The 22393-nt window shown below is 42.9% G+C and carries 22 protein-coding genes and 2 pseudogenes; 8 read left to right on the top strand and 16 right to left on the bottom strand.

From position 1 onward, the window contains the following. The first annotated feature begins 14 nt into the window (after positions 1-14). The 3 genes from grxD (at position 15) to myaer_RS14100 (ending at position 3111) form a co-directional block, all read left to right on the top strand. Positions 15-338, top strand: a complete 324-nt coding sequence (grxD, locus tag myaer_RS14110) for a Grx4 family monothiol glutaredoxin (RefSeq protein WP_046663783.1) — start codon at positions 15-17, stop codon at positions 336-338. A 300-nt stretch (positions 339-638) separates the two neighbouring features. After that, positions 639-1523, top strand: a complete 885-nt coding sequence (gene lipA / locus myaer_RS14105; RefSeq protein WP_046662559.1) for a lipoyl synthase — start codon at positions 639-641, stop codon at positions 1521-1523. A gap of 460 nt (positions 1524-1983) precedes the next feature. Next, positions 1984-3111, top strand: coding sequence for a class I SAM-dependent methyltransferase (locus myaer_RS14100; protein ID WP_046662558.1), 1128 nt, complete (start codon positions 1984-1986; stop codon positions 3109-3111). A 48-nt stretch (positions 3112-3159) separates the two neighbouring features. Here the strand turns inward: myaer_RS14100 and bchB are convergent, their stop codons facing one another. The 12 genes from bchB to myaer_RS22515 form a co-directional block, all read right to left on the bottom strand. Then, a complete protein-coding gene (gene bchB, locus myaer_RS14095; protein WP_046662557.1) occupies positions 3160-4686 on the bottom strand; it encodes a ferredoxin:protochlorophyllide reductase (ATP-dependent) subunit B in 1527 nt (508 codons plus the stop codon). Positions 4687-4841: 155 nt separating this feature from the next. Further along, positions 4842-5438: a ParA family protein gene (locus tag myaer_RS14090; RefSeq protein ID WP_002740297.1), complete on the bottom strand. Its 597-nt coding sequence runs from the start codon at positions 5436-5438 to the stop codon at positions 4842-4844. A 149-nt stretch (positions 5439-5587) separates the two neighbouring features. Beyond that, complete coding sequence (locus myaer_RS14085; RefSeq protein WP_046662556.1) at positions 5588-6175, bottom strand: pilus assembly FimT family protein; 588 nt, start codon at positions 6173-6175, stop codon at positions 5588-5590. A gap of 225 nt (positions 6176-6400) precedes the next feature. After that, positions 6401-6874: a tRNA (cytidine(34)-2'-O)-methyltransferase gene (locus myaer_RS14080; RefSeq protein WP_080949762.1), complete on the bottom strand. Its 474-nt coding sequence runs from the start codon at positions 6872-6874 to the stop codon at positions 6401-6403. 157 nt (positions 6875-7031) lie between these two features. Then, positions 7032-7367 carry a hypothetical protein gene (locus tag myaer_RS14075; RefSeq protein WP_046662555.1) on the bottom strand — a complete coding sequence of 112 codons (336 nt, stop codon included), beginning with the start codon at positions 7365-7367 and terminating at the stop codon, positions 7032-7034. Between the two features lie 271 nt (positions 7368-7638). Then, positions 7639-8682, bottom strand: coding sequence for a DNA cytosine methyltransferase (locus myaer_RS14070; RefSeq protein ID WP_046662554.1), 1044 nt, complete (start codon positions 8680-8682; stop codon positions 7639-7641). Positions 8683-8836: 154 nt separating this feature from the next. Beyond that, positions 8837-10498, bottom strand: coding sequence for an NAD(P)H-quinone oxidoreductase subunit 4 (locus myaer_RS14065; protein WP_046662553.1), 1662 nt, complete (start codon positions 10496-10498; stop codon positions 8837-8839). A gap of 124 nt (positions 10499-10622) precedes the next feature. Beyond that, positions 10623-11324, bottom strand: a complete 702-nt coding sequence (locus myaer_RS14060; RefSeq protein WP_046662552.1) for an ABC transporter ATP-binding protein — start codon at positions 11322-11324, stop codon at positions 10623-10625. 436 nt (positions 11325-11760) lie between these two features. Then, complete coding sequence (locus myaer_RS14055) at positions 11761-12510, bottom strand: septal ring lytic transglycosylase RlpA family protein (protein ID WP_046662551.1); 750 nt, start codon at positions 12508-12510, stop codon at positions 11761-11763. Between the two features lie 829 nt (positions 12511-13339). Continuing rightward, the gene (locus myaer_RS14045) at positions 13340-13672 is read right to left on the bottom strand and encodes a DUF5615 family PIN-like protein (protein ID WP_046662550.1); all 333 of its coding nucleotides are present in this window, start codon (positions 13670-13672) and stop codon (positions 13340-13342) included. Further along, positions 13669-13893 (bottom strand): DUF433 domain-containing protein, encoded by a 225-nt coding sequence (locus myaer_RS14040; RefSeq protein WP_002745983.1) that lies wholly within the window; start codon positions 13891-13893, stop codon positions 13669-13671. The genes myaer_RS14045 and myaer_RS14040 overlap by 4 nt, the downstream gene beginning before the upstream one ends. Positions 13894-14131: 238 nt before the next feature. Next, on the bottom strand, positions 14132-14674 hold the full coding sequence (locus myaer_RS22515) for a hemolysin (RefSeq protein ID WP_046662549.1): 543 nt from the start codon (positions 14672-14674) through the stop codon (positions 14132-14134). A 489-nt stretch (positions 14675-15163) separates the two neighbouring features. Here myaer_RS22515 and myaer_RS22360 point away from each other — a divergent pair, with 489 nt between their 5' ends. Next, positions 15164-15292: a hypothetical protein gene (locus myaer_RS22360; protein ID WP_268807274.1), complete on the top strand. Its 129-nt coding sequence runs from the start codon at positions 15164-15166 to the stop codon at positions 15290-15292. Between the two features lie 66 nt (positions 15293-15358). Here the strand turns inward: myaer_RS22360 and myaer_RS14025 are convergent, their stop codons facing one another. After that, positions 15359-15790 carry a DUF29 domain-containing protein gene (locus myaer_RS14025; RefSeq protein ID WP_046662548.1) on the bottom strand — a complete coding sequence of 144 codons (432 nt, stop codon included), beginning with the start codon at positions 15788-15790 and terminating at the stop codon, positions 15359-15361. A gap of 166 nt (positions 15791-15956) precedes the next feature. Beyond that, positions 15957-16664: a hypothetical protein gene (locus myaer_RS14020; RefSeq protein WP_046662547.1), complete on the bottom strand. Its 708-nt coding sequence runs from the start codon at positions 16662-16664 to the stop codon at positions 15957-15959. Between the two features lie 341 nt (positions 16665-17005). Between myaer_RS14020 and myaer_RS14015 the strand changes: the two genes are divergently transcribed. The 3 genes from myaer_RS14015 to myaer_RS14005 all read left to right on the top strand — a co-directional run bounded on the left by myaer_RS14015 (position 17006) and on the right by myaer_RS14005 (position 20692). Further along, positions 17006-17758 (top strand): Uma2 family endonuclease, encoded by a 753-nt coding sequence (locus myaer_RS14015; RefSeq protein ID WP_235614749.1) that lies wholly within the window; start codon positions 17006-17008, stop codon positions 17756-17758. Next, positions 17755-19200, top strand: a complete 1446-nt coding sequence (gene cobJ, locus myaer_RS14010) for a precorrin-3B C(17)-methyltransferase (RefSeq protein WP_046662545.1) — start codon at positions 17755-17757, stop codon at positions 19198-19200. Before myaer_RS14015 ends, cobJ begins: the two co-directional genes overlap by 4 nt. A gap of 148 nt (positions 19201-19348) precedes the next feature. After that, the gene (locus tag myaer_RS14005; RefSeq protein WP_046662544.1) at positions 19349-20692 is read left to right on the top strand and encodes a chloride channel protein; all 1344 of its coding nucleotides are present in this window, start codon (positions 19349-19351) and stop codon (positions 20690-20692) included. 206 nt (positions 20693-20898) lie between these two features. Here myaer_RS14005 and myaer_RS22070 read toward each other — a convergent pair. Further along, positions 20899-21030 (bottom strand): annotated as a pseudogene (locus myaer_RS22070) (flagellar assembly protein H); the annotation flags it as partial. Positions 21031-21393: 363 nt separating this feature from the next. Further along, positions 21394-21824, bottom strand: a pseudogene (locus tag myaer_RS13990) (ISKra4 family transposase); the annotation flags it as partial. Positions 21825-21850: 26 nt separating this feature from the next. Between myaer_RS13990 and myaer_RS13985 the strand changes: the two are divergent. Continuing rightward, positions 21851-22363 (top strand): transposase, encoded by a 513-nt coding sequence (locus tag myaer_RS13985; protein ID WP_158524800.1) that lies wholly within the window; start codon positions 21851-21853, stop codon positions 22361-22363. Positions 22364-22393 lie beyond the last annotated feature (30 nt).

Below are 22393 nucleotides of genomic sequence, written 5' to 3'. Positions count from 1 at the left end.
TAGCTACTAGACCTATGACACCCGAAACTAAGGAAAGAATCGATCAATTAGTTCAGAATAACAAAGTTCTTGTGTTCATGAAGGGCAATAAATTAATGCCTCAGTGTGGTTTCTCGAATAACGTCATACAAATTCTCAATATTCTGGGGGTTTCCTACGAAACTGTCGATATTCTGCAAGATCAGGAGTTAAGACAAGGAGTTAAGGAGTATTCCAATTGGCCGACTATTCCCCAAGTCTATATCAACGGTGAGTTTATTGGTGGTTCCGACATTATGATCGAACTCTATCAAAATGGGGAACTACAACAAATAGTCGAGGTAGCCTTAGCTTCCTAAAAATTTTCTAGGTTAGGTTAGCTATCCTAACCTAGTCCAAACCTACCAAACAGTGATCAGTAAACAGTGAAAAGACGGCAATTTTCTACTTAAGACTGTCCACTAAAAACTGATAAATGCTAACTGCTAACTGCTAACAAGGGCCGAATCTAAAAACTAATTTGTTAAGCTAAAAGCTTTGATGTACTTGGTTTCTAACCTTATTTTTAGGTAGGATAATTGCCAGGTTCTTTACTTTTGCCCCTTGCCTTCAGAAACTGATAACTGAAGTCCCCAACCCCCAACATTAGTTAACTTCTCATGTCCAATATACCCCCACAGTGGCGCGAGGAAATCACCTCTTTACCTCCTTGGTTACGGCGTTCACTCGGCAAATCTAGCGAAATCTCCACGGTTCAGCGCATTATCAAACAAAGGAACATTCATACTATCTGCGAGGAGGGTCGCTGTCCCAATCGCGGCGAATGTTATGCCCAAGGTACGGCGACTTTTTTGTTGATGGGTCCCACCTGTACACGATCCTGTGCTTTTTGTCAAGTGGATAAGGGTCATGCACCCATGCCTCTCGATCTGGAGGAACCGCAAAAAGTGGCGGAAGCGGTGCAATTGTTAAATTTAAGTTACGTTGTCTTGACTTCTGTGGCCAGAGATGATATGGAAGACGGCGGGGCTAGTTGGTTTGTGCGGACGATGACAGCCATTCGCGAACTCAATCCCCACACTTTAATTGAGGTGTTAACCCCGGATTTTGCTGGAGGTAAGGGAAGTCAACAGGAACGGGTGGCGACGGTGGTGGGGGCAAAACCTGCCTGTTACAATCACAATATCGAGACGGTGCGCCGTTTGCAAAAGCCGGTTAGACGCGGGGCTAAATATGATCGCTCTTTGGCGGTTTTGCGTTATGTTAAGGAAATCGATCGATCAATTCCGACGAAATCTGGCCTAATGGTCGGTCACGGTGAGACAAAAGAGGAAATTATCGAGACTTTGGCAGATTTACGCGCGATCGACTGCGATCGAGTTACTATTGGTCAATATATGCGTCCTTCTCTGGAACATTTGCTCGTACAGAAATATTGGACTCCCGCAGAATTTAGCGAGTTGGGAGAAATCGCCCAAAAAATGGGTTTTTCCCAGGTTAGATCCGGCCCCCTAGTCCGCAGTTCCTATCATGCGGGAGATTAAATCAGTTATCAGTTATCAGTTATCAGATGTAAGTTTTAAGTTAATTTTTGTAAATCTACCAAGTTGGGATTTTTACGGGGAAACTCTCGGCTAAAATTGGGCGTTACTTTCGATTTTATCACTCAATCCAAGCCTTTGGGGGGTTCTACCCCCCAAACCCCCCGTTGGGGGCGTGGCGCGGTCACTGAGCCTTTACATTGAGCCTTTACATTGAGCTTGTCGAAATGTGTCGAAATGTGTCGAAGTGCCGCCCCCAAACCCCCGCGCATTAGTTTTTCGGTGGGATGCTTACACGCAGCTGCTGATACGTCTGTAATAATTTAAGAGTCACTGATAATTGCTGATTGTCGGTATTTTTGCAAATGTTAGATGCACCCTTCCTAATTCCTAATTCCTAATTCCCACTTCCTAATTCCCACTTCCCATTTCATAATTCCTAATTCATAATTCCCTGATCAAGATGAATTTAGAAGCAATCATCCTAGAGGAAATTAAACAATCAGTAGCAGGTCGAATTAGCTTCGAGCGCTGGATGGATTTAGCTCTCTATCACCCCGATTATGGCTATTACACCTCTGGAAAAGTAGAAATTGGCTCAAAAGGAGATTTTTTTACTTCCTCGTCCCTAGGGGCAGATTTTGGTGAATTGTTGGCGGAGCAATTTGTCGAGATGGCGGAATTTTTGGGCAATTCGCGAGGATTTACTTTAGTGGAAGTGGGAGCAGGTTCGGGAATTTTAGCGAAGGATATTCTTGATTATTTAAGTCATAGCTATGCTGATTTTTATCAAAATCTCAGTTATATAATTATCGAACAATCTCAGAAACTCAGGGAAAGACAACGGGCAACTTTAGCGGGATATTCCCCGGTATCTTGGCAAAGTTGGCCGAATTTAGCCGATAATTCCCTTGTGGGTTGTGTGTTTAGTAATGAGTTAATCGATGCTTTTCCTGTCCATCGAGTTGTGATTGAGTCGGGAGAATTACGAGAAATTTATCTAGGATTGGGGGAACCTTTTCAGGAGATTATCGCAGATTTATCTACTGACAGAATCAAAGATTATTTTGATTTAGTGGGGATACATATTCCTTCCCCACTTTATCCGGAGGGTTATCAAACCGAGGTCAACTTATTAGCTTTAGACTGGTTAGAAACGGTTAATCGGAAACTCGATCGAGGTTATATCTTAACCATAGATTACGGTTACACTGCCGAAAAATATTATCATCCCCAAAGAAGTCAAGGAACCCTACAATGTTATCGACAACATCAGCATCATGATCATCCTTATTTGTGGGTGGGAGAACAAGATATTACCACTCATGTGGATTTTACTGCTTTACAACGTCAAGGGGAGAAATTAGGCTTAAAAAATCTCGGTTTTACTCAGCAAGGATTATTTTTAATGGCTTTGGGATTAGGAGATAGATTAAATGAACTTTCTCAAGGAAAAATCGATATATCAACTATATTTCAGCGTCGAGACGCCCTACATCAATTAATCAATCCCACTGGTTTAGGAAGATTTGGGGTTTTAATTCAGGGGAAAGGAGTAGAGGAAAGAATACTTCAGGGATTAAGCAAATAACTAAAAAAATAGGGCTGAATGCTGTTAACTTTCAGCCCTAAGAAATAATTAAGCTCCTACGGATTCTTTAGCGGCATACATTACCTCTAAAGTTATTTCACCAATCCCTCGCTCCCGGGCGAATTTTTCGGTATTTCGTTTGACTTTCCCGCGCACAAAGCCGGGTATTTTCTGTAATTCTGTCGTAGCTTCCTTATTCCAATTTAGGTCAGAATCTGCCGAAATACCTTTAGTAATTACCTCTTTTGTATCATGACCACCGAATATCTCTAATAGGTGATCTTCCATACCCAAAGTAAAGGAATTATAGACCAAATCAGCGATCTGATTAGTGCCTTCGTAACCTAAGAAAGGTTTATAACCGAGGGGGAAATTTTGGATATGAATAGGTGCGGCAATTACTCCACAGGGAATATCTAAACGTTTGCCCACATGACGTTCCATTTGAGTACCAAATATCGCCGCTGGTTCTAATCGAGCAATAGCATCTCCTATCGCCCCATTATCATCACTAATTAACACTTCATCGCAATATTCACTCACTTGTTCCCGGAACCAATCGGCGTCATACTTGCAATAAGTACCCGCTAAAACCACATGAATTCCCATCTCCCTGGCGAGAATTTTTGTCATAGCGGCTGCGTGGGTATTATCACCAAAAACCACCGCTTTTTTGCCCGTTAAATTCTGACAGTCAATGGAACGAGAAAACCAAGCAGCTTGGGAGATATGCAGAGTTTGTTCATTGATAAAATCTTCGTAATCTACTGCTGCACCTTGGGGATTAATTACCTCTTGAATTTTGCGAATACATCGGGCTGTTTCCACCACTCCCATGGGGGTAATATCAACGTAGGGCATGGCGAATTCACTTTCGAGATATTTGGCTGTCATTAATCCCACTTCTCGATAGGGAACCAGATTAAACCAAGCGCGGGGCAGATTTTTTAAGTTTTCCACCGAGGCAGCTTCGGGAATAATTTCGTTAACTTCAATGTCCAAATCTGCCATTAACCGCTTTAATTCCGTGCGATCATGTTGGTTATGGAAACCGAGGGTGGTAATACCGATAATATTAACCGAAGGTTTAGGGGTTTTCTGGGAGATAATTTCCCCTCTTCTCTGGGCCTTATCGAGATAATATTTGATAATTTGATAGAGGGTTTTATCGGCCGCTTGTAGTTCATTATAGCGATAGTGGTTAACATCGGCCAGCAGCACATCCCCCTCGGCATCCTGTCGCGCTCTTTCGACAAAGTTTTGTAAATCCTCTTGGAGAATGCTGGAGGTACAGGTGGGGGTTAAAACGATTAAATCGGGACTTTCTTCGCGATCTTTGCGAACAATATTATCGACGACTTTTTCTTGGGAACCCCGGGCTAAAACATTACGATCGACAATACTAGCAGTGACGGGGGTAAAATTACGCTCCCTTTCCAGCATCGAGCGCATGACGTTAAAATAATCGTCTCCCAGAGGAGCGTGCATGATAGCATGAACATTTTTAAAGGAACTGGCGATCCTTAAAGTGCCAATATGAGCGGGACCCGCATACATCCAATAGGCCAATTTCATAGAGGGTTCTCCTACAGTCAGACTTTTTTGATTGTCTCAGACTTTACCTATTTAGGAGTGAACGCTTAACGGAAGATTACAAAAAGTCCCCATGCAGATTAAGTATCTTTTCGGGGAAAAATGACACAAATATTAATATTAACTTTTTTAACAATTTATGTCATGAGGGCAAAAATTTCTTTACCGACCGCTTGGTAACAAAGCCAACCGAAATTCGACCGGGGGTCGGGATAATCTTTGACGATGACTCCCTTTTCGGCCGCTCGTTCAAAAGCAACTAAACGGGGAATTTCTCGCTTAAATAGGGGTAATTTTGCTTCTTCTAGAGCTTTCCGCGCTTCTCTTCCTGTTTTTGTCCGTGAATCCACTTGGGTTAAAAGAACTCGATAATTATCGGTCATCGTGGACAGCAATTCTGCCGCTTTAATGGTGACATCGATATCGAGATGATTGGGAGTGGTGGGTAAAATTAATAAATCGCTGCCCTGGGCCAAATCTTTTAACTCGTCTGGCTCTGGCCGGGCCTGGGTATCGACGATAATATGAGTGTATTGTTTCACCAGTCCCGTCGCTCCGGCTTGGGACGCTACCATAAAAGGAAGGGTATCTTCCCGGGACCAATGGAGAGCCGAACGATTTTTATCCGCATCAATCAATAAGGTGGGCGCTTTTTCTTGAAAATAGGCGGCCAAATGAATCGATGTGGTGGTTTTCCCGACCCCTCCCTTTAGTGCTACGACGGAAATAATCATGAACGGCTCGATCGAATAAGTGAGTATTTTCTAGTGTACTCCCAGACGGACTGAAAACCGTTTAAGTTTCCCCGCAGAAAGGCTATCAGTCGGGATTCTAGATTTTTGAGCGTGGCTCTCTCGATATCATATCGATAACTTTTTCCGGTTTAAGGCACACATCTATTATCTTGGCGAATATCCCAACTACCATCAACACGAAATAAAAATAAACAGCGTTTGTCGGGTGTACCGGCAGCAACTAAAGTAATTCTGCCTAACTGTCCCCAAGAACCCCCTAACCCCTCTCTTGTGTCGCCCCAACTAGCGCGATAAATTGTCCCTTGATTACCCGCCGATCCGTTAACTCGGCGTAGGGTAGAATTATTAGTATCGATGCTAACACCGCGAGTGATGGGAGTCCAATCGGTGACATTTTCACATTCGTTCCCTTCCACTTTTGCCACTTTAATCTGTTCGGTTTCACTTGCGGCCATGCACAAAGATATAGGGTGAGAACCTCCTCCTGTGGCTTGATAACGGGTATTTTTCCATTGTTGGGATATTTCAAAGGTGGCGATATTTAAGCGAATCCAAGCCATGAAACGATGATAAACAGAAAGGGCAATGGTTAAGAGAATTCCTAATAAAACTAGGGTAACTAACATCTCGACTTGAGTTAAGCCAGAGGTGGATTTTTGCCGATTAAAAAGCTGTAAATTGCGAAAAGTATTAGAAGAAAGGTCGAAGATATTCATAAGCCTCATCTTGCCTTTTTATTTTCAATAAATTATGGGATTAGAAAGGAGCAACAATTAATTTGCGCTAGGATAATCCACATAATTTACTGCTGTTATTACGGACAAAATTGACGGCGATCACAATTTTTCGTGATATAAGCAAAAATGAGCTAAATAAAAGCAATTTTGCAATTTTATGATCAATTCAGTCTATTTTCCCTGTTTATATAGCCAAATGTCCCGCTAACGAATAAATCCTAATTGTCGTCTAGCCTCGAATAATCCGATGGCCACACTAACGGAAAGATTTAAACTTCTCACCCCCGGTTCTGCCATGGGAATATAAACCGTGTCATCGCACTTATTTAATAAATCTGCCGGAATACCGTCGGTTTCACTGCCAAAAAGTAGCCAATCTCCGCTTTGATAGGTGTACTGGACATAACTGCTGCTGCCGCGCACGCTAAACCCGATCGCTCGTCCGCCGCTCTTTTGTTGATATGCACAGAAATCATCTATTGTCAAGTGGTACATAAGTTTTACATAGGGCCAATAATCTAAGCCGGCCCGCTTTAGATAGCGATCGCTAATTTCAAACCCCAAGGGACCAACTAAATGCAATTCTGTCCTCGTTGCGGCGCAGGTACGGGCAATATTCCCCGTATTTGGCGGAATTTGCGGATTAATTAAAACCACTCGTAAAATCGATTCAGTCATTAGTTATCAGTTATCGGTTATCAGTTCACTGTTCACAGCAAAAAACTCCCCACCTCTCAATTCATAATTCATAATTTATAATTTATAATTCCCATCTCCCTTGGGTGAGGACTAACTATACCAGATTCTGCCCCACCCTAGTCAAACTTATTTTAATTTAATTGGGATAACTATCCATACTCAACGGAACTAAATCGCCATGAATCGTCAAACCTAACAACATTGTTTCATTAGCGGGGATTAAATTACCTGTAAGAGCGCAAATCTCATTTTTTCTAGCTGTAGCGTTAAATACTGCCCTTATATCACCAGCACAAAACTGCGGTCGATAATCTCCTGATTTCTGCTGAACGAAATTCCATAGGACATCGCGAATGAGTGCTTGATAACCTTGATTGCCGGAAATCTCTTTCAGCTTGTCCTTAAGTACTCTTTCCAGACGAATGCTGGTGACTTCCATATCGGTAGTGGTGGTACGTGTGATTGTCCGCATAATTTTTTCTCCCGAATACTAAACCTATTGGTGTTACAAGTGTAGTATAAGCAAGATACCTTTAACAAGCACAACCGGCGAAACCATCACCGCTGCTGCTCTTTTATTGTTACCTCATGGCTATTTTTCCCATTTTTGAACTCTCGAAAATTAATTATTCAAGAAGTCTACTGTTAATCCAGTTATAGTCAAGCATAAACAGCGATCAGATTGAGCGAATAATAACTATTCTTAATATACCCAAACCCCTAGACAAAATTGTTATTGTTCCTCAGATTGACAATAGTTCTAATTGTTTTCCCTGTAGGTCTTTAACCCCGATATTTTCTTGAGAATTTCTGGATAAATCTAAAACCTTAATCACCTCTTTTGCCACCGCTTTTACCACGGGAATAGCCACAGAATTGCCGAACTGTTTATAAGCTTGGACATCGCTAACAACAATCTGAAAACTATCGGGAAATCCCTGTAATCTTGCCCATTCTCTGGGGGTCATTCTGCGGACGAATAATTTATTTACCTCTCCCTTAATGCGAGTAACGGGAGTAAAATTAGTCAGTCTTTGATCGATAACTAAATTTCTTTCTTTTCCCATACCTCCCACCACAATAGCATTAGCGATACCATCGGGAGAAATAATCTCATAACCGAACCCATTACCTTTATTTTCGTGTCTGGCCTTGTGTTTAAACAAGGTTTCTAAATACTGATTAGAGAGATAATATTTAACGCTGACTTCCTTTTCTTCTAGAATATCTTTGAGACAAGTTTCTTGATGGGTTGGTTGGGGATAGGAAAAATGGTAAATATTTAAATCCTCTCGAAAACCGACGATAAAAATTCGGGGACGGTTTTGAGGAACCCCAAAATATCTGGCATTTAAAATCTGGGGACTAGGGACAAAATAATGCAAATCCTTTTCTAGTATATCTAAAATAGTTTTTAAAGTTTTACCTCGATCATGATGGACTAAACCCTGGACATTTTCTAAGATAAAAGCTTTCGGTTTCTTTTCGTGTAGGATCCGGGCAACTTCAAAAAATAAGGTTCCGCGTGCATCTTCAAAACCGTGTTTTCTGCCGGCGATACTAAAGGCTTGACAGGGAAACCCGCCACAGAGTATATCATGATCGGGGACAGTTTTTACCTCTAATTTTCTGATGTCTTGATTATCGGGTAAATGACCATAGTTAGCTAAGTAAACCTTTTGGGAGTGAGGATCGATTTCCGAAGAAAAAACGCATTGACAACCGAGATTTTCTAGGGCGATTCTAAATCCTCCTATACCGGCAAATAAATCAATAAAAGTCCACATATTTCTCTATTTTAAGCTTTTGTTTTGATCCCAGAGACGATATTAAACCAGCTATCTTAGATTTTAGTATAAATGCTCGCATCTTTTTCCTCGCCAAAAAAATCAGGAGCAGAATTTCCACTCCTGATAACCTATTCACTTTAGACTTGCCAATTTATTGGAATATACTGGCAACTTTGGCGCTTACGTCGGGTTGAGTTTCAGCGTAGATATTTTGACGAGTAGCGGCGATTTCTGTGTAAGCTTGACGCACTTCCGAGTTAACTGCCACCGTTTTGACATCGTAGATACGGGTAGCCAGTTGGGGATAAAAACCGATAGCGACAATCAAAGCGAGGAAAGAGACAGCGATAAAGATTTCTCTGGGTTTAGCGTCAATATATTCTGATTCGTCAGGAAGGACACAGCTAGTACCGAAACAAACTGCTTGTTCGTTGCTTTTGTTGGGGGTAATGTTAGTAATATCGCAGGAAGAACCATCTCCGTAGAAAACTTGACGAAGCATGGAGAGTAGATAAATCGGGGTGAGGATTAAACCAACGGAAGCGAGGAAGACAGTCACAACCCGGAAGGTTTGGCTATAAACTTCACTGCTAGTGACACCGATGAATACAGTAATTTCACTGGCAAAACCGCTCATTCCGGGTAACGCTAGGGAAGCCATGGCGCCGGCAGTAAAGAGAGCGAAGACTTTCGGCATCGCTTGAGCAATCCCACCCATCTCGTTTAAAGCTAAGGTATGGGTGCGGTCGTAGGTGACACCGGCAAGGAAGAATAAGACGGCGGCAATTAAACCGTGGGAGAGCATTTGTAACATAGCGCCGCTAATACCCACATCGGTAAAGGAAGCAATCCCTAAAAGGACGAATCCCATGTGTGAAACCGAGGAATAAGCGAGACGGCGTTTCATGTTTTGTTGACCGAAGGAAGCGAAAGCACCGTAGATAATATTAACGACACCGAGAATCGCTAGAATCGGGGCAAAGTAGATGTGTGCATCGGGTAGAAGCCCCATATTAAGACGGATTAAACCATAACCACCCATTTTGAGGAGAACACCAGCGAGAATCATCGATACAGGTGCAGAAGCTTCACCGTGAGCATCGGGGAGCCAAGTATGGAGGGGGAAGATGGCGAGTTTGACCCCGAAAGCGATTAATAAACCGGCGTAAAGGACTAATTCTAAAGCGAGGGGATAATCTTTAAATCCTAATTCCGCCATATCAAAGGTCATCGCACCACCACCGTAAAGGGCCATGGCTAGACCGGCAACGAGGATGAAGATAGAAGCGGCGGCGGTGTAGAGTAGGAATTTAGTGGCGGCATAACGACGTTTTTGACCACCCCAGATGGAAACGAGTAGATAAACGGGAATTAACTCGATTTCCCACATTAAGAAGAATAATAATAAGTCTTGGGCGACGAAAACACCAATCTGAGCGGCGTAGAGCAACAGCATCAGGAAGTAGAATAAACGGGGTTTGCGGTCCACTTGCCACGCTGCCAAGATAGAAAGGGTTGTCACCAATCCTGCTAATAAAACTAACGGTGCCGAGATACCATCTACCGACACCGCCCAACTTAAACCAATTTGGGGAACCCAATCGATTTTTTCTACTAATTGTAAGTTGGGGTTGCTTAAATCATATTTTTGTAAAAAGACGTAGCACATTAATATAAAGTCTGCTAGTCCGACTCCAAGCGCGAACCAGCGAACAGTTTTTCCTTCTTTGTCGGGGATTACAGGGATTAGGAAAGAGGCAAGCAAGGGGAGCAAAATGATGGCAGTGAGCCAGGGGAAGTTAGCCGTTAGCATGGCAGTAAGAAAAAATACCTATTTCGTTATGTGTTCATTTTATGCGACTTTGTAAAATTTTGTGAATATTTTTTCTCCTACCTTTACTATAGAATTTTGTCTATAGTTGGCGCATCATCATCGATTAACCCAAATAAGCTTGTTTGACTCGCTCATCCTTGAGTAAATCCCCGGCTTCTCCTGCGATGGTCAAGCGTCCCGCTGCCAAAACATAGCCGCGATTGGCAGTTTCTAGGGCTAAATTGGCGTTTTGTTCCACTAACAGGATAGTTACTCCCGATTCATTTAATTTACGGATAATACTGAAGATTTCTCGCACTATCTGCGGCGCTAGTCCTAAACTGGGTTCGTCTAGTAACAATAACTTGGGACGACTCATTAAAGCTCTTGCGATCGCCAGCATCTGCTGTTCCCCACCGCTTAGGGTTCCCGCTAACTGCTCTCGGCGCTCCGATAGTCGGGGAAACAGTCGCCACTGCTCTTCGATATCGCTTTTTACTCCTAGGCGATCGCTTCTCGTATAGGCCCCTAACTGCAAATTTGTCAAGACTGTTTGACGCGCTAAGATTCTTCTCCCTTCCGGACTATGGGCAATTCCCCGTTTAACGATTTCATGGGGCGGTAAATGGGTAATATCTTGACCCTGATAGATTATTCGCCCAGTCTTTGCCGTTAAAAGCCGAGATATCGTCTTTAGAGTCGTCGTTTTTCCTGCTCCGTTCGCTCCAATGAGGGTGACAATTTCCCCGGTTTCTACCCTTAAACTAACCTGCTGTAATGCCTTTATTCCGCCATAATTAACCGATAAATCGTTAATTTCTAACATAAACCCTGTCAAATCCCAATAGGATCACTATAGCAGTGATCAGTGATCAGTTATCAGTGATCAGTTACCAGTGATCAGTTATCAGTGATCACTGATTAGTTACCAGTTATCAGTTATCAGTGATCACTGATCAGTTACCAGTTACCAGTTACCACTGATCAGATGTGAGTTTTTGGTCAGTCCCGATGAAAAAATTTTCACCCCCACAGAGGAAAGAGGTTTCCTTCCCTACACCCGTTCGGACCTCGGCGTGAGCTCAGTCGAACGCTGAGCTCACGGCCGAAGCCCACACCCTACACCCTCTTTCAAGTCAGAGATAAGGAGGAAGTCTGAGCATTTGTACTAAATTTTCCCAGACACAAATTAACAGTGCTGTCTTTTCACTGTTTACTGATTACTGCTTACTGTTTACTGATAACTGATAACTGATAACTGATTATCTGCCTAAAACTTCCAAGACAACTGGGGCAACTCCCGATTGGAAGACACCGATAATCGCTGCCGCACCTCTGGAAAGGTCGATGACGCGACCACCGCTAAACGGACCGCGATCGTTAATTCGCACCACCACCGAGCGCCCGTTACGCAGATTAGTTACCCTAACCCTAGTGCCGAAAGGCAGATAGCGATGAGCGGCAGTTAAACCACTAGAGTTAAAAGTCTCACCACTAGCGGTGCGACGACCGTGGAAACCAGGACCATACCAAGAGGCCATTCCCTGTTTACGCGGGCGACTGCTGGTTTTTACCGCTTGGGTTGTTTTCGGCTTCTCTGCTGGTGTGACTGAGGCAGGATTAGTAGATTGGCCATTGGCTGGGGCTGGCTTGACTTGATTGGGTTGTGATTGGGGTTGTACCGTCGAAGGAATGGCCTCTTGGGTCTGGGGTGTAACGCTTGCAGGGACGGTATTTTCTTTGTCCACTAGGGACTCCAAAGTTTTTAGAATTTCGTTACCATTATCTTGAGCCGAACGTGATATTTTAATATCTGAATCAGATGTTCGACTATTAGAAAAAGCGGGCAGAACGGTTTGAGAAGTGGACTCGATAACAGTTTGACGAGCTAGGCTAATATCCGTCAGGCTGTTACTGTGTCCTACTGTCTGGGAACAAATTATTGAGGCTGTAGTCCCCACTAAAGTGAGGGCAGTTATAGCTTGTAGTTTGTTCAATTGTTGTTTGTTCATAGACTTTCTTATTGTGCGTTAGCAAGTTCCCAATGCAAAGCTGAAGGAATTTGCTAACATTCCTTTTTGCTTGCAGAGCTAACTTGGTTGCTTTCTGTTCAACCGTATCACGGAAAATTGGTTGGTCATTACGAGAATTTATATCGTTATCGGCAAAAAGAATCAAAAATTTAAATAAAGGGTTGACTTGCGCCAAAAACCAAGTTAGGATGGTAAGTTTTTAATTTTTTGTGTCCTAGGGGGGGCAAGGTTAGGAAAACTTGGGGAATTAGTGAAATTTCGAGGGGGAATAATGCTAGTATTGATAAGGGTTTCAAGGATTATCAGCCCTCCCCGATTTCCCTCTATAGCAGCAGATAACAGTTAATAAAACTGTTGTCTTCGCTACAAAAAACCAGATTTTTAAGATCAATGTTCAATGGGACTAAGGGTCAAAGATTAAAAATTATAATAGGGGCTTGACAAAAAACTAAAAATAAACTGTTATTAGTCAAACTTAACTATAGAATCAGAAATGCTGATACAGGCTAATACTAAATTACTAAATCCTGTTTAAAAGGGATAGGGGATTGGGGAAAGAAACCTCTTTCATCTGTGGGGGTGAAAATTTTTTCATCCGGACCGACTCCTAACCCCACGAAAAGCTTTTTCGGCAAACCCTATCTAATTGTGTGTTGGGTTTCCTTCGGTCAATCCAGTGAGAAAATTAATCGTAGTAACGCACCAATTTAATGACAAAGTTGGTGCGTGGGGTGCAGATTATTGATTTTGATTTTTTAACAGAATTGGTGGCCGCAAACACAAACCCTACCAGATTAAGCGCTCACACTCAACTTAATATCAGCATACTTTCTGTTTCACTATTGTAAAATTTAATAACGATTAAAAAATTATCCCTTAAAATTTCGATAATCTTTGCAGTGGGACTATTACCAATACGAAGATAGATAAATTTGGGTGGATGACCATATAATAGACTGCGCTGATGAAAATCGGCATCTTTAGAGACAATTACAAAATCGTTGAATTTGGCAAATTCCCAGATAAGTGCATCATCAGTATTGATCAGTCCTAAAGTCTTGACGTGCTGAGAATTAGAATATAAATCAATTATTTTATCAATAATACGATCTGACAAATTTTCATCTAATAACAGTTTCATAAAGAGGTGATAAATAATTTTTTCTCTCGATCAGCAGCAAAAGCCAAACAAGCTTTGATATCCTCGGAGGTTAATTCTGAAAAATCCTCAAGAATTTCTGCTTCTGTCATTCCTGCTGCTAAATATTCTAGAATATCGTACACAGTTATACGCATTCCTCGAATGCAGGGTTTTCCGCTGCGTTTTCCTGGTTCAATGGTAATAATGTTTTGGTAACTCATAATGCTTTAATTATTTGGACTTTCCCAATTATATCTTATTCGATGACAGAGATCGCACTCCACCCCACCGACAAGAACGATCACCCTTCAACTTCTTACCACTCTTAGGGTGTGAAGTGCGAAAGCATAATGCACCAATTTAATAATAAATTTGCTGCGTGGAGCGCGGATTATTGATTTTGGTTTTTGATCAGAATTGGTGGCCACCTAACGCACCCTACAAAATCTGATAGTTGCATTAAACAAAGTTAAAATAACTACTATTTAATTCCAAACTACTATTATCTTGAACAACTGCTATCAAATCTGTACCATTATAAATAAGTGTATCTGAAGCACCTCCTCCAACCATATTTTGTTTTTTAAGAGTAATACCAGTTACTGCAGATACTCCACTTTGTTTAACTTGAATGCGATCAACAAAAGAGGTAAAATCAGCTATTACTGCATAACCTGGTCCCATATTAAGATTACCTCGATTATTCCCAATTACAAATGTATCACGACCCGCACCTCCAACTAAAGTATCATATTCTGGGACAGTTAGACCGGGGATGCCGTAGTAATAATTAAGAGTGTCCGATCCTTGCAAAATATCGTCACCATCGCCTCCATCAAGATAGTCATTTCCTTCACCTCCCGCAAGAGTATCATTTCCAAGACCGCCATATAATTTATCATCCCCACCAGCCCCAAAAATATAATCATTTTGAGCAGATCCGTAGATTCTATCGCTATTTTTAGTACCAGTATAACTGGTAGGAGGAGTATAACTAGGCATATTTAATTACCTCAATTAAAAAGTGGTTGTTTACTAATCATTTACAATAAGTTATAGTTCTACATCATTCAATTAGTCAACACTAGGAATTATGCTAGAATCTGACTAGGAAATTTTTAGGCAAAAATTTATGGATACCAATAATGACCCTTTTTCCCGAGCTATGAGTCAATGGGACTTAGAAACTCTTTATCTTGATCTTGCTTCTGTTAAGGGAAAGCGACTGACTCCTACTGAAAAAAACATTTACAAGGATTACTCTGCGGTTATAGTCCCACAGAAATTGCTGAAAAACTCAAGAAGAGTCGTAAAGGAGTTGAGGTAGATTTATGCACTACGCTCTATCAATACGTTAAAGAACTGGTTGGTAATAATAATGGCAAGGTAGAGAATTGGCGTAATATTGCTGAATGGTTAGAGGATGCTGGTTATAAAAAAGATTTTTCTCTTGAATACGATGCCAGTGATTCTATTTCTGCTTTCATTGTTGTGAAAAGAGCGAATATAAAGATTGAAAAAAATCAATTGATGATTGATGTCAATATTCGTTTAGCAACTCCTTTGCCTTCAGAAATGTCAGCAATAAATATTGAAAATAGAGAAGAAGAAAATCACTAGGGGTTTCGGCTGGTTTTGGTAGGCACAATGTATTCTAAGATACAGTCGTTAGGTGAGGAGATTCGTCTATCGTTCCGACAAATGAAGAGAACGATTTAAAATATCCTCAATACCGTAGGGACAAATGGGGGGAAACTCTAATCCCGTCTCTCTAAAGGCATCGCAACAAGCAACAGCATAGAGTTTAAATAGGCTTTCATCGGTTAAATATCGCTTGAAACTGGGGCTATCGTCCAAATAAAGCCTAATATTAGCTCTTTCTCGCTGAATAGTTCCCAACCAACCCCTGGATCGCCGTTGAGGTTGATAGTCCCACCTTAATAAATGATGCAAAATTAATCTGAGACTAGCGAGTAAGCGATCGCGCTCCCGTTTCGACAAATCCCGCACCTCTTCGACTAAATTCTCAATATCTAACTCGGAAAACCGACCGGAGGCTAATAAATCGGCCATTTGTTCGGCCCAAAGTCCAAAGTCTTGCTCATAGGATGCCGTCATCGATTTATCTCCTTCTAAGCTCAATTAACATTATATTAAACCTCTTGCATAATTAATTTTTGATGGTTCAAAAACGGCAAAAACAAGGATTAAATTAGCCAAAATCTGTAAATTATGATTCATTGATGACTGAGAAACTGGTATCTTTTCAAAGATTGCCGAACAATTAACGGGTTTTGCGTCTTCGGATGACATTATTAGAATAACGAGAAGGTTTTGGCCGGGGTTCTTTTCCCCCTCCCAATTCGCGACTAACTTGCTGAAAAATATCCCGTCGCAGCACAGGATATTCCCCTATCCACTGGTCGAGTTGGGGAAGATGGACATCAGAAAGCTGATTGATATCCCCTAAATCGGGGTCTCGAGACATTAACAAAGCTTCGGCCGCCATCCCGGGACGGATCGATTTATGGATGCGTTTGAGGGGAGCGCGAACGATCGCCGAAAAGCCAGTTTGATCACCGATTTCTAGATTAATACAGCGTTGGCGATTTTCGATAATCTCTAATTCCCCGCGTTTATTGACCCTTTCTTCTTCCCCGATTAATTCCTCAGTCACAAAAGCATCGAAAACGCGACCGCGCCAAAATCCCCCGTAGGGAAGACGACGATAGGTATTATTGCGAACACTGGCCCAGTAAACCGGACCCCAGAGCCAATATAAACCGGCGATAATGTCGAAAATCAGTTTAATTGTTAAACCACCGGGGCCGAATAAATTACCGATTAACCAGGCTGCGGTGAGAGCGATGATAGAAATGAATAAACGGCGCAGAAAATCAGACCATTTACCCCAATAGTGAGCGTACTGGGGACCTGTGGCGATAATTGGGACAATTTGCTCGATCGATTGACGGGTAAGGGGAACCAACATTATCAGTTATCGGTTATTCGTGAATGGGTAGGCTCTAGAAGAGGACGTTTACATTTCATTTAGGTGCGCTATATCAGTTATGACAGCATTTCTCATAACTAGATGAAGTGTAACCTAATTTGGTATCGACTACCGACTTACTAAAAGGAAAATTTTGTACCTCATCACTAAGATAAATGGTATAGTTTTGGGTAATTGTCTATCTGTTGGTCGCCATTCATACCATCGCTAAAAGCTCAGGACTTCCGGCGAAATTTCAGTTAAAAATTAAATCCCTTAAGAAGTCCGATGAAACAATCTATAATAAAATCAATGCTGTTTTGTTCCCAAAGACTGCCACCATGACTTCTTCCCCGGTTAAATCCTTAAATTCTCAGACTGTAACCACTCAACATTTACCCCCGTTAGAAAATGGGGATCGCTTAATTCGTCCCGAATTCGAGCGCCGTTATCAAGCTATGCCAGGATTAAAAAAAGCCGAACTGATCGAAGGAGTTGTGTATATGGCATCCCCATTAAGGTTTAAATTTCATGCTGAACCCCACGGACGTTTAATCACTTGGTTGGGAGTTTATCAAGCTGCTACACCCCAAGTACAAATGGGTATTGAGCCAACCGTTCGCTTGGATATCGACAACGAACTACAGCCGGATGGGGTGTTATTAATTAGTCAAGAAAGCGGTGGAAAATCAACCCTAACTGTAGAGGGATACCTAGAAGGAGCGCCGGAATTAGTGGTAGAAATTGCCGCTAGTAGTGCCGCCATAGATTTAGGGGATAAAAAACGTGCTTATCGACGCGGTGGCATTCAAGAATACCTTATTTGGCAGGTATTTGATCAAAAAATTGATTGGTTTAGTTTACAAGATGGTGATTATATTTCTTTGTTACCCAACCAAGAAGGGGTGATTTGTTCTCTAGTATTTCCGGGTTTGTGGTTAGATGTTTCAGCTTGCAGTGAGCTTGTCGAATCTGCCATGCTCAACGGCAATATGTCACGGGTGTTGGACATCTTAAAAGCTGGAATTAACTCGGAAGAACATCAAGAATTTATCCAAAAGTTAACCGCAACGCAGTCGGGGGAAGCCAAATGAAACCTCCAGCTATTCTGATTTTAGGAGAAACCAGTATCACCGTTGCTCGTCAAGTGCAAATGGCCTTACCGGAAGCAGTGGTTTATGGGTTAATAGATCGTACCCATTCGGCTGATTTTACCTATACTAATTTTGGCGAAACGGTGCGAGAATTTTTCCAGACAGGAACGCCAATTATTGGCATTTGTGCGGCGGGTATTTTAATTCGTACTTTAGCACCTTTATTAATTAATAAATGGCAAGAACCACCTGTATTAGCAATCGCCGAAGATGGCAGCGCCGTAGTGCCTTTGTTGGGGGGTTTACAAGGGGTTAATGATCTCGCTCGTCAAATTGCCTCGGTTTTGCAAATTTCCCCCGCAATTACCACCACTGGTGATATTAGATTTAAAACGACCTTATTATCGCCACCACCCGGTTATCAGTTAGTTAATCCCGATGATGCTAAGAAGTTTCTGTCCGATTTATTGGCGGGTGAAAAAGTAAAATTAATCGGTGAAGCGGACTGGTTAAAAAATAGTAATTTACCAATTTCATCAGCAGCAAAACTGAGCATTGAGATTATCGATAAAAATAACTTAAACTTGGCAAAACCTAGCAGTGACTGTTTAGTTTATCTCTGGGAGCAAAGCCAGCAAATTAAGGAAAAATCTGGTTTACTACCGGGGGATTTGGCCCAGGAAAGTCAAGGTAAATTAGCCATAGTCGGAACCGGACCGGGTGCGCTAAATTGGATGTCGCCAGAAGTTCGAGAAGTGTTGGAAAAAGCCACGGATTGGGTGGGTTATAAAACTTATTTGGATTTGGTAGAATCCCTGAGAAAACCAGAAATTGTCCGCCATGAATCGGATAATCGGGTGGAACTCGATCGAGCAGAAATGGCCCTAGATTTAGCGGCTAAGGGGCGATCGGTTGTCTTAGTTTCCTCTGGAGATCCGGGAATTTATGCCATGGCTGCGGCCGTGTTTGAGGTATTAGAAAAAAAAGCAAAACCGGCATGGCAGCAGGTGGCCATTCAGGTCTGTCCGGGGATTTCGGCCATGCAGGCGGCGGCCGCCAGGGTTGGCGCACCTTTAGGCCATGATTTTTGTGCGATTTCCCTATCGGATATTCTCAAATCTTGGCAGGTGATTTCTCAGCGCATTGAGTTAGCGGCCCGAGCAGATTTAGCGATCGCATTTTATAATCCTGTGTCTCAAGAGCGCACTTGGCAATTAGAGAAGGCAAAAGAGATTTTATTACAATGGCGATCGCCGCAAACTCCCGTGGTATTAGCGCGTAATTTAGGACGAAAAGGGGAAACGGTGACGGTAAAATTCCTAGAGGATATGACTATTAACGATGGGGATATGCGAACCATAATTTTGATCGGGTCGAGTAAAACTCGCCTTATTGAGCAGGGTAAAAGCAAGCAATGGGTTTATACTCCACGTCACTATTAAGTAGTCGTGTAAAATTAATTTCTTGGTTGGGATAGGCAATAGGCAGAAGGTAGTTACAGATAATATAGTAAAGACTTTCAGGGTGTTTTGCTTGACTACTCAAATGGACTTGCTATCAGAACAATAAAAGCTTAACTTTCCTTGCGCGATGCTAAATAACAAACTACAACTTCTCTTAACCAGGGTAGGCCCATGGGCCGTTGCTGGTCTGCTCGGCGGTTTGATCGGTTCTCTGGCCGCGGTACTGCTGACTGAGGCAATTAAGCAAACCCTCAGAATTGCCTCTAACCTAGGCAACGTCTGGCTACTGCTGCTGCCTCTGGTGGGCGTTACTTTAGCAGTGCTAGTCCTGTTTGGACTGGGTAGGGGCCAACCTGTGCAGACCTTAGCTCCCCGCGGGGCGACTGCCTCTGGCCGCTGGGGTTCTCTCATGGCCTGGTACTCCTTCCCCCATGACATTGCTCGCGCCGATCTGACCGGTGACGTGGTTAACGCATCCGGTGCCGAAGAGCGCTTCCCCTGGAATCTAGCACCGTTGCGGGCCATGGCCATCCTCTCCACTGTTGGACTGGGGGCGCCCATGGGAACAGAATCACCGGCGGCTCATATTGGCGTGGCGACGGGAACCTGGTTAGGCAGCACCAATCCAGCCCTGGGTCAACTGGTGCGGCCCCTGGCCATCGGCGGCGGTGCGGCAAGTGTTTCGGCTCTGATGGGAATCCCTCTGGTGGGCAGCTTTTTTATGTTTGAGTTGAGTCAGCGACGTCAGGTTCCGATCACCCCGGAGCGAGTGGCGGCGATGTTAGCCGGGGGACTGGTGGGATGGGGGGTCAACGCTGCCTTTAAGCTGCAACTGATCCGGCTGGTGGTGCCGCAGATTGCCCCGACTGACTTCTGGGATGCGGTGGCTGCCACTTTGTTGATCGGAGTGATCGCTGGCACGATTACAGCCCTCACCGGTGAGGCGATCTACTGGGCCAGAGGCTTGCGGGACAGGCCCGCCACTCGTCTCCTCATCGGTGGCCTGGTGATGCTATTCTTGGCGATCGTGATCGGACAGGTGGCGACTCCAGCAGCGGCTTTTGGACCGGGGGTGGGCGCTATCCTCTGGGCCGAAAACACTGAAACAACTCCTTACCACCTGTTGGCGGTAGCTCTGCTCCGGGCCGCGGCTACCACCGCTGCGGTTTTGGCCGGTGGCTGTGGCGGCGTGTTTGTCCCTTTTCTGGCGATCGGCGACCTCACTGGCCGGGTGTTCGCAACCACCTTTGAGATTTCGGGGGATCTGGCGGGTGCGGCGGGGGCAGCGGCCGGTATTGCTGGCGGCTATCGCCTACCTCTGACCGCCATGGCGATGGTGCTGGGGGTGGGTGGACCGGGAGCAGCCCAGCTAACCTGCCTTGCCACAGTGGTGGTTGCTGCCCTTTCGGGATTGGTGGCCGCACGGGCAGCCAATCAAGTCTCCAGTTCCCTGCGGGCAATGTTCCGCTAGGGGCCACGGTCAGGGGAATTACCGTGATATCCAGAGGGTGCAAGTTCTTTGCGCCCCAATAGTCCTAATGTAGCTACCTCGATCGCTAAATAGATAGACCCCAGAAATTATATTAATTTATCAAAGTTTGGAGAATAATTTACTGTTGATTGATAGCGATCGAGATTGGGAAACCATTATTAAAATGCGATCGCTTGGAACTTTTCCTATTCCCCTTGAGTCGCTTGTCTAACCTGTTCGATCTCTAATTCTAAAGCTTGTGCTATCTGTTCAAAGTTTAATCCTAATGCCAATAAACGAGGAATAGAGGCTAATTTTGCCGCTAATTCACCTTCTTCTCAAGCTTCCTGATACACTTTCTACCAAATCCTGTTTTGAAACGCTGATAACAATCAATCATAAGTTAGCCAATGATAGTTAGTCAAGTTTTTAATTCCATTAGTCATTGTTTCGAGATACTGACAACGAGTTATCAGAATTTCTGACCTTTCTTCGATCTTTTCAAAATGCTCATTAACCAGAGGTTCATCTACTAGAGACCACAATCTCTTGGCTGGCTGTAATTCTGGCGAATAAGCAAAGTAGAAAATAGATCATGATTCCATCGGTAACTTCAAGTTTTTGACTTCTATGCCCCCAGCATTATCTTGCACTAATAGGACAATTTTTTCTGCCGATAACCCGACATCTTTTGCCAACGATAATTCTTCAAAATGATAGCGATGTACGAGGCGTTGTTGGGTACTGTGAGGAACAGCAATTCCTGTCAATGATTTGATTTTCTGCGCCGATTTCTCTAATGATTCATTGCCACTTAATAGCAAACAGTTCTTCTCTAACATTGGAATCATGTGAGTCCGAGGCTTTATTTCTAATTTTTTCGCTTGTTTTTATGTAATTGGTAATTCACCCAAAATACTTTTTACTTTTCTTGTCCGACCTGCTGTTTCTCCTGTGCTTGTTTTGACAAAAAAATACCTATTTCTGGGTTGACATACTGAATCATTAAATCTCTAACAGTCTCCTCTATCTCTGCCGAGTTATTAAATTTCTCAACTTGGGATTGTTCATAAAGACATTGCCCTAACTCTTGACATAACTATTTAATTATTTTTTCATTTTCTGATAACATTGAATTATTCCTTAATTGAGATAATTTTGAGTTTTAGTCTCTCGTCATTGTACACTATTTCTTTTCACTTGCAAAACCAAATTTTGCTGATCGCTGGTTTTTACATTGCCGCTATAGCATTGAAAGGATTATTAGCTTTAGTTCAGATTGTAGGTTCCACCAAGGGGATTCAATTTGAGGCATTTATTGCCAGCGTTTTAGTCCCACTCCTTTGGGATGGTGCTTACGTAATTATGGATAATGCTAAAATTCACCAAGAGGAATATATTCGTCCATTGATTGAAACCGCTGGTGCTCATTTAATTTTTCTTCCACCTTATTCTCCTGATTTTTCTCCTCTTGAAAATTGTTGGTCTAAAATTAAGCAAATTTTGAAAACATTGGAACCTCGCAACTATTCAGAACTCAGGCAAGCCGTTTGTGGTGCTTTAAGCGCAATTACCCTTAAAGATATTCATGGCTGGTTCACACATGGTTGCTATTGTAATTCCCCTTTTGTTGACACTTCCCAGTCACCATTACTTACCTCATTCATCTGAAAACCGCTATATTTTGGCACGACTACTTAA

The organism is Microcystis aeruginosa NIES-2549 (genome assembly GCF_000981785.2).
Classification (GTDB): domain Bacteria; phylum Cyanobacteriota; class Cyanobacteriia; order Cyanobacteriales; family Microcystaceae; genus Microcystis; species Microcystis aeruginosa_C.
The sequence above is the reverse complement of the archived record's forward strand: the minus strand, read 5'-3'. Positions and strand labels throughout refer to the sequence as shown.

Coding starts and splice junctions, on each gene's coding strand:
- lipA (WP_046662559.1), top strand. CDS start 639: ATGTCCAATATACCCCCACAGTGGCGCGAGGAAATCACCTCTTTACCT.
- myaer_RS14060 (WP_046662552.1), bottom strand. CDS start 11,324: ATGTTAGAAATTAACGATTTATCGGTTAATTATGGCGGAATAAAGGCA.
- myaer_RS14040 (WP_002745983.1), bottom strand. CDS start 13,893: ATGAGTTACCAAAACATTATTACCATTGAACCAGGAAAACGCAGCGGA.
- grxD (WP_046663783.1), top strand. CDS start 15: ATGACACCCGAAACTAAGGAAAGAATCGATCAATTAGTTCAGAATAAC.
- myaer_RS14080 (WP_080949762.1), bottom strand. CDS start 6,874: ATGACTGAATCGATTTTACGAGTGGTTTTAATTAATCCGCAAATTCCG.
- bchB (WP_046662557.1), bottom strand. CDS start 4,686: ATGAAATTGGCCTATTGGATGTATGCGGGTCCCGCTCATATTGGCACT.
- myaer_RS14015 (WP_235614749.1), top strand. CDS start 17,006: ATGACTTCTTCCCCGGTTAAATCCTTAAATTCTCAGACTGTAACCACT.
- myaer_RS14065 (WP_046662553.1), bottom strand. CDS start 10,498: ATGCTAACGGCTAACTTCCCCTGGCTCACTGCCATCATTTTGCTCCCC.
- cobJ (WP_046662545.1), top strand. CDS start 17,755: ATGAAACCTCCAGCTATTCTGATTTTAGGAGAAACCAGTATCACCGTT.
- myaer_RS14100 (WP_046662558.1), top strand. CDS start 1,984: ATGAATTTAGAAGCAATCATCCTAGAGGAAATTAAACAATCAGTAGCA.
- myaer_RS14005 (WP_046662544.1), top strand. CDS start 19,349: ATGCTAAATAACAAACTACAACTTCTCTTAACCAGGGTAGGCCCATGG.
- myaer_RS14045 (WP_046662550.1), bottom strand. CDS start 13,672: ATGAAACTGTTATTAGATGAAAATTTGTCAGATCGTATTATTGATAAA.
- myaer_RS14085 (WP_046662556.1), bottom strand. CDS start 6,175: ATGAATATCTTCGACCTTTCTTCTAATACTTTTCGCAATTTACAGCTT.
- myaer_RS14055 (WP_046662551.1), bottom strand. CDS start 12,510: ATGAACAAACAACAATTGAACAAACTACAAGCTATAACTGCCCTCACT.
- myaer_RS22515 (WP_046662549.1), bottom strand. CDS start 14,674: ATGCCTAGTTATACTCCTCCTACCAGTTATACTGGTACTAAAAATAGC.
- myaer_RS14025 (WP_046662548.1), bottom strand. CDS start 15,790: ATGACGGCATCCTATGAGCAAGACTTTGGACTTTGGGCCGAACAAATG.
- myaer_RS14090 (WP_002740297.1), bottom strand. CDS start 5,438: ATGATTATTTCCGTCGTAGCACTAAAGGGAGGGGTCGGGAAAACCACC.
- myaer_RS14020 (WP_046662547.1), bottom strand. CDS start 16,664: ATGTTGGTTCCCCTTACCCGTCAATCGATCGAGCAAATTGTCCCAATT.
- myaer_RS14075 (WP_046662555.1), bottom strand. CDS start 7,367: ATGCGGACAATCACACGTACCACCACTACCGATATGGAAGTCACCAGC.
- myaer_RS14070 (WP_046662554.1), bottom strand. CDS start 8,682: ATGTGGACTTTTATTGATTTATTTGCCGGTATAGGAGGATTTAGAATC.